This window comes from Microcoleus sp. S13_C5 (assembly GCF_036700845.1).
GTDB lineage: Bacteria > Cyanobacteriota > Cyanobacteriia > Cyanobacteriales > Microcoleaceae > Microcoleus.
The window spans coordinates 46065-52328 of the sequence record NZ_JAUBPR010000036.1; the positions used below are offsets into that span (position 1 = coordinate 46065).

Annotated in this window: 6 protein-coding genes; 3 read left to right on the forward strand and 3 right to left on the reverse strand. The window is 45.8% G+C overall.

Features of this window, described 5'->3' with window-relative positions; translation table 11 throughout:
• On the reverse strand, positions 1-660 hold a 660-nt coding region (locus tag QUA04_RS12470), incomplete at its 3' end, for a HAMP domain-containing protein (RefSeq protein WP_333257396.1).
• 292 nt (positions 661-952) lie between these two features.
• Positions 953-3067 (reverse strand): FAD-dependent oxidoreductase, encoded by a 2115-nt coding sequence (locus tag QUA04_RS12475; protein ID WP_333257399.1) that lies wholly within the window; start codon positions 3065-3067, stop codon positions 953-955.
• A gap of 161 nt (positions 3068-3228) precedes the next feature.
• On the opposite strand from QUA04_RS12475, the gene QUA04_RS12480 reads away from it, so the two are divergent.
• The 3 genes from QUA04_RS12480 (at position 3229) to QUA04_RS12490 (ending at position 5452) form a co-directional block, all read left to right on the forward strand.
• On the forward strand, positions 3229-3741 hold the full coding sequence (locus tag QUA04_RS12480; protein ID WP_333257402.1) for a hypothetical protein: 513 nt from the start codon (positions 3229-3231) through the stop codon (positions 3739-3741).
• Positions 3742-3830: 89 nt separating this feature from the next.
• Entirely contained in the window at positions 3831-4595 is a 765-nt protein-coding gene (locus tag QUA04_RS12485) for an aldolase/citrate lyase family protein (RefSeq protein ID WP_333257405.1), read from the forward strand.
• A gap of 188 nt (positions 4596-4783) precedes the next feature.
• Positions 4784-5452: a 2OG-Fe dioxygenase family protein gene (locus tag QUA04_RS12490; RefSeq protein ID WP_333257408.1), complete on the forward strand. Its 669-nt coding sequence runs from the start codon at positions 4784-4786 to the stop codon at positions 5450-5452.
• A 123-nt stretch (positions 5453-5575) separates the two neighbouring features.
• Here QUA04_RS12490 and QUA04_RS12495 read toward each other — a convergent pair whose 3' ends face one another.
• Positions 5576-6064 (reverse strand): hypothetical protein, encoded by a 489-nt coding sequence (locus tag QUA04_RS12495; RefSeq protein WP_333257410.1) that lies wholly within the window; start codon positions 6062-6064, stop codon positions 5576-5578.
• Positions 6065-6264 lie beyond the last annotated feature (200 nt).

The following is a 6264-nucleotide window of genomic DNA, read 5'->3' on the forward strand; positions in this document are numbered from 1 at the left end:
TAAATCGCCATTTGCCACAGCGGTTGTCACTTCTGCTATGTTCCGCACTTGGGCTGTTAAATTCCCCGCCATTGAGTTAACTGAATCGGTTAAATCTTTCCAGGTTCCTGCAACTCCTTTAACTTCAGCTTGCACGCCTAATTTCCCTTCCGTTCCTACTTCCCTAGCAACCCTGGTTACTTCCGACGCAAAGGAACTCAACTGGTCTACCATTGTGTTAACAATTTGCGCTGTTTGGAGAAATTCTCCTTTGAGGGGTCTGTCTTCTATTTCTAGGGCGATGGTTTGCGATAAATCTCCTTTTGCTACGGCCCGAATTACTCTGGCGGTTTCAGAGGTTGGTTGCACTAAATCTGTAATTAGGGTATTGACAGAGTTTACGCTAGCTGCCCATGACCCCTCGGCGCTGCCGATGGTTGCCCGCTGGGCGATTTTGCCTTCTTTACCGACAACTGTTCCGATCCGCTCGAGTTCGGCCGCCATTCTCTCATTGAGCTCGATAATTTCGTTCAGTTCGTCAGCAATTTTCCCCGCTAGACCGGTCTGGTCTATGGGCATCCGAACGGAAAAGTCCCCTTTTTTGACTGCCACTAAGGTTCTAAGTAACTGTTTGGCATAAGCATTATTGGAATTGGGGCTTGTTATCTGTGCAGTTGACATGACCGTTACCTTTGACGAGTTTGAAGGGGAAGGGGGGGAATATTTTTGAGATTATTGATATTATCCAACTAAAGCAGTGTCTGATTGCTTCTATCGAAAGATGGATGACAAATTGCTGTTTATCAGATGCTGAGTTTTTGGTTATTTATATTGGTTAGCAGGCTCTTCTTGGTAACGAGTTAATTTTGGGGTGTCAAGAACAGGCCCGAAAGCCTGTTCCACCCTGTTCCACAAAGAGTGAATTTTATTGTGTGGCGGGCAGGATGTCCGCCCTACAGATTACCAACTGCGATTATTTCCAATTTTGCCACGAACTATTGAAAATAGAAGTACCCGGAAAGGCGATCGGATTAGCATTTTGTTGCAACCGCAACTGCAACACTTCCAAGTTCGGTTCGCGGGACGGCAATTCGTCCACTAATTCATAAGGTAGAATCCCTTTTTCCAAGGAAAAAGCAGCCGTAACTCCCGCCGCCGCACCGGCAGACCATTCAAAAGAATGCACTCGATAAGCAGCGGCCGCTGTGTGGCTAACAGCAATACTTTTACCCGCCACTAACATATTGTCAATTTTCTGGGGAATCATTGCCCGTAGCGGAATTTGGAACGGATAAGCTTGCCCTTGAGCTTTGCGAGTACCTTCGCGTTCGGTATTTCCCGGTGCTTCCGGCGGACTGTTGGTCATGCAAGGGTGAAAGTCGATCGCATAATGACCGATACCCACAGAATCAGGATAAATCGTAGCGCGCGATCGCGATTTTGTATCCTCAACAGATTGACTTCCCACAGCCAAAGCCGGCGCATTCAAACCACCGACAGCTAACCACAAATTGCGATACTCTTCCTCCGACAAATTCTGGCGATAAAAATCAGCCGTAAAGTCAGTGCGAGACATATCAACTTCCCACACCGTAAAACCTTGAGGCTGATTGAAACTCGGCCGCCCAATAATACGCCGGCCCTCGCGCATATAAGGATATTTAGAAAGTCCGTGCACCGTCCCCATCGGCGAATCCAACCCGCTCAAAAAACGATTGTTTGGATTAGGCTTTTTGACTCCCTCTCCTAGCTGCGAGTCAGTAGTTCCTGTTACGAGCCAGTAGAAAAATCCTTTGGCATTTTCCTCTCCCTTTCGCAAAGTTTCCGTTCGCAAACCGCCCATCCATCCCCCCGGTTGCAGTTGACCTGATTCTTCCAACTGCTCGCGAGTGTAAATTAAATTATCTTGAGAATTGCCGGGACGATAGTCATTGCCCCAAGTCCAGTTTTGCATCGAAATATCCCCGGGATAAATCGGGAATTGCTTCGGGTCTGAAGGTCGCTTTTCATCCGGTCTCATACTCTTGATTTGGCGGTAGGTAAAAACTAAGGGAAAGCTCGCCAATCTTTGCAATTCGTAGCTGTAGTAAGGAGCATATTGTTGATAAAAAGACGGCACTTGATGCTGCTGCGGTTCCTTCGTTGCCTGCATCGCAAAGGTGTAGGTAAAACCTTGAGTGCAGTAAGCGTCGCCGGTTGGGCTGGGGGAGGAAGGTTCAAGAGGGGAACGCGGGTCAATTCCGAGGCGGTAGGGAACATCGGCAAGTCCGATCAATTCCCCTGTTTCAGTGGCATCTACAACGTACCAATCAGCACCCCCCCTACTGCCCGAAGGGGAGGAACTTGTGGAATTCCCCCCCCTTCTGGGGTTAGGGGAGGTTGCAGATGCTTTAGGAATAAACTGAATAATAGTTTTGTTAAAGCGCGGAGAATTTTCGTAGCGATAGGCATCTTCGATAGTCTGAGAAAGAGTCTCCGTGTTGATTGGCGGGGTGTTGGGGGCCGGTTTGTGTTGAATGGCGATCGCACTTTTAATTTGTTGACCGCCAACCGTATTCCCCGCCACAGCAGGAGTAATTGCTAGTTCTTTAATAACTGTATTGGGAAACCATTTCAGCGTGCCTTTGCCTTTTCTAGCGGCATCCTGCAAGATGTTAAATAGAATTTTGTGACCATCGTAGGGCATGAAACACGAATAGCTAACCCAACAGCCTCCGGGATTTAGCCGACCGTAATGTTCCTTGATCCGCCCGCGCAATTCGAGGTAGCCACGGGGGTAAAATAAGAGCGATCGCTGAGTCTCTCTTTCATCGAGTGCGGAAGTTCCCTGGGAGGAAATTTGACCGCCTACCCAGTCAGTAATTTCAGTAAGGCAAACTGTGCGCCCCGCCAGCAAAGCTTCGTAAGCGGTAGCAGCGCCTGCGAGCCCGCCGCCTGCTACTAGAATGTCGCAAGTTTCTGCATTGTCTGGATTACGGGGAGGTGCGGCAAATACTGGCGAAATGTTCCCAATCGCGGAAATTATGCCGAGGGTGAGGCTAAGGATCGATCGACCTTTGAGCAAAAATAGATACTGTCGAAGTTTCATCGGAGATTGTGAAATTAATTTTGACATAGCGCGAAAAACACTCATGCCCTCTAAATGTTTATTTTGCAGTATACTGGTATTTCGCGGTGTTGTCAGGGAAAACTTTTTTAGACAAGAGGCATTAATACCAGCAACAACTATTGAACAGCCGGCTCTACCTTATGCTCAAAATATTCAAATTTTTTAGATTATTGATTCCTTTTGAGAGTTTAACAATTACCACCAGTTTAACTTATTCTGAAGTTTTACGCAGGTTGGACGAAGTTGTTACTCCTCCCAAAGTTTTTAGAATAATTATACCCTTTGGCCCGCTACCTGCGAAACCCTATGAAGGAACGATTTCTGGCAAAACTTTCAAAATCAATCGCATCATCATCGGTCGAAATTTATTGTTCCCAATTATACAAGGAGATATACATAATCAACAGTTCGGTTGTTCCATCAAAATTAGGATGACTTTACATAAAATAGTTATAGGATTTCTGATTCTTTGGCTGTGGACAACTGGCAGTATTGGAATGTTTTCTTTATTTGCTTGGTTAGTCGAACCCTCCGTGGGAGCAATATTTTTACCAATTTTAGGAATGTTTGTTTTTGCCTGGCTTTTGTGCTTGATTCCATTTAAAATAGAAGCAAAAGCAGCTACAAAATTTTTGTCTATTCTCTTAACATAAAGTAATTTATAACGGCAATAGTGTAGCTGTATTATTAAAAATAATCTGGGTTCGTAGGCCTTCCCCCCCAGTAAAAAAAATCCCAATTTATGCGCCAAAACCAACTGAAACAAAAAATTAAACAAGGCGAAACAGTCCTCGGTTTATTTATGAACTGCGCTTATCCCGCATTCATGGAAATATGCGGTCACGCTGGATTCGATTTCGCCGTTATCGATATGGAACACGGCCCCCTGAACCCGCTTGCTGCTGAAGATTTGTGTCGCGCCGCCGACTGTACCGGAATTGCACCCATTGTTCGTGTCCGCAAAAACGACGGGCCGCAAATTCAACGAGCTCTCGACATCGGCAGTGCAGGCGTTCAAGTACCTCAAATTGAACGCAAAATCGATGCCGAAACCGCTGTCAAAAGCGCTAAATACAGTCCTCTGGGTACGCGAGGTCTTTCCTTCGCTACGCGGGCGGGACTTTACACCGCCGCAGGTACAAATATCACCGATCGACTCAACGAAGAATCCTTAGTTGTGATTCATGTCGAAGGCAAAGGCGCCATCGACAACCTGGCGGCAATTGTTACTGTGCCCGAGGTGGACGTGATTTTTCTGGGGCCTTACGATCTGTCACAGTCGATCGGCATTCCCGGCCAAGTCCGCGATCCCCGAGTCATCGACATGATGCAGGAGGCAGTGCAAACCATCCGCAAAGCAGGCAAAGCCGCGGGTACTTTTGCCGAAAACCCCGAAATCGCCCAGCAGTGGATTGATGCTGGCGTTCAGTACGTCGCACTTGGAGTCGATGTTGCCGTTTTCCTGCGGGCCTGTCAGTCGTTGGTGAAAGCAGTCAATCGATTTTAGATTTTAGATTGGGGATTTTGGATTAAAAGAAGAACCAGCCCCGGGATTCATCTTGCAAGCTTTACGATATCTTTGCAATTTGGGTAAGGTCTTTTACGACACATACAAAAATCCTGCGCTAGAGTAGAAGCATACACCTCCTCAAGGCAAAATTAGGGAGGGGAGCAAGGCTTCAGGGAGTAAAATCTATGAAAACCGTATTAGAATCCATTCATTTGGATTATGCTTTCATGTTTACTTTCAAAAAAGTAAACTCGATTAAGCTAGAAGGTTTCAAGGAAGTTTTTGACGATATGCCTGTCGATCCGTATGTGAAAGGTAAGTATCGTTCGAGAAGATTATCGCGGTTTGCGGTCAACGGAAATGAGTTAATTAAGTTACCTCACGGCTATTTGTATCAAAGCAAAACATACAATCCGCTAGTGGGTGATATCAGACGGGAATTTGCCGAATTGGACGATCGACTAATCGCCCTCGATAATTTCAAACAGATGATTTTTGCTTTTTTCGATTCTTGCAAAATTCACCCGGAAGCTGAAATCGGTATCCATCAAATCAGGACGACTTGTTCACCGCACAATTTCGGCAACCCCGCCCCGGAAGGCATTCACCAAGACGGTACTGACTTTATCGGGATTTTCTCCGTTGACAGAACTAATATTGTAGGCGGGGCAACGCATTTGTACTTGGCTAAAAAAGAGAAGCCTGTTTTTAATAAAGTTCTGCAGCCAGGAGAATTGCTGTTAGTTAACGACCATGAGTTTTTCCACTTTACTACACCGATTAAACCGGAATCTGAAGGGGTGGGAACCAGGGATGTCTTTGTGCTGACTTCTCCGAGTTTGCTTACCGATTGAGGATACAGTCTGGGACGAATAACCTAATGATGTAAGGTGCGTACCGCGCACCTTACTCCGATTACCCATTTCTGCATCCCACATATCGGCTTTTGGTTGCGCCCCCACCCATCTCGATCGTGGTTAATGCTTGGGAAAATCGATTCCTGAAATTGATATTCCTTCCATCTTCTCCACATATCGTCCTTGAGCCGCTACACACTCGGCCATTTTTTTAGCTTGTATGGGTTGACTCCTTGGATCGGGGGAGATACCTCTATACTCCCATGTACCGCGAATGTCGCCAGAAAATGCTTTTCCATTGTTTTTTAATACTAACTCTGTGCCAGTTGCATCAATATAGAATTTCCCATTTTCAACAGACACGCTGCTAATTGTGATAGATTCGACTCCTTTGTAGGGATTTGCAGGACCATCGACGATCTTGATGCAAATTCTATTGTTTTGATGTGCAATCTCTCTACGGGAGTTATTGAACATTGTTCCTTGAGCGTAGTAAGATCCTGTGGGTAGAATTGTAAAGCCCTGTTGATTACTTTGAGCAGAGGAGAATGATGAGATTGACAGAAGGATAGAACTAACAATTAGTGTTTCGATCGCCAAAAACTTCATTTGCAACAAAACTCCATTAAAACTATATTTTCAGATTCTACACGATCGCAGATGCTCTATAAACTTCTCTAGAGTTCTTGCAAAAGTCAAATTCACCCCCCGCAAGTCCCCCCTTATTAAGGCTACCGTGTACACACAAGTTGATTCTGAGCTAGTTTCCATCCCAAAAAGATGGATTCAAACTGTCGGAGTCCATGAAC

Coding starts and splice junctions, on each gene's coding strand:
- QUA04_RS12475 (WP_333257399.1), bottom strand. CDS start 3,067: ATGAAACTTCGACAGTATCTATTTTTGCTCAAAGGTCGATCGATCCTT.
- QUA04_RS12480 (WP_333257402.1), top strand. CDS start 3,229: ATGCTCAAAATATTCAAATTTTTTAGATTATTGATTCCTTTTGAGAGT.
- QUA04_RS12485 (WP_333257405.1), top strand. CDS start 3,831: ATGCGCCAAAACCAACTGAAACAAAAAATTAAACAAGGCGAAACAGTC.
- QUA04_RS12490 (WP_333257408.1), top strand. CDS start 4,784: ATGAAAACCGTATTAGAATCCATTCATTTGGATTATGCTTTCATGTTT.
- QUA04_RS12495 (WP_333257410.1), bottom strand. CDS start 6,064: ATGAAGTTTTTGGCGATCGAAACACTAATTGTTAGTTCTATCCTTCTG.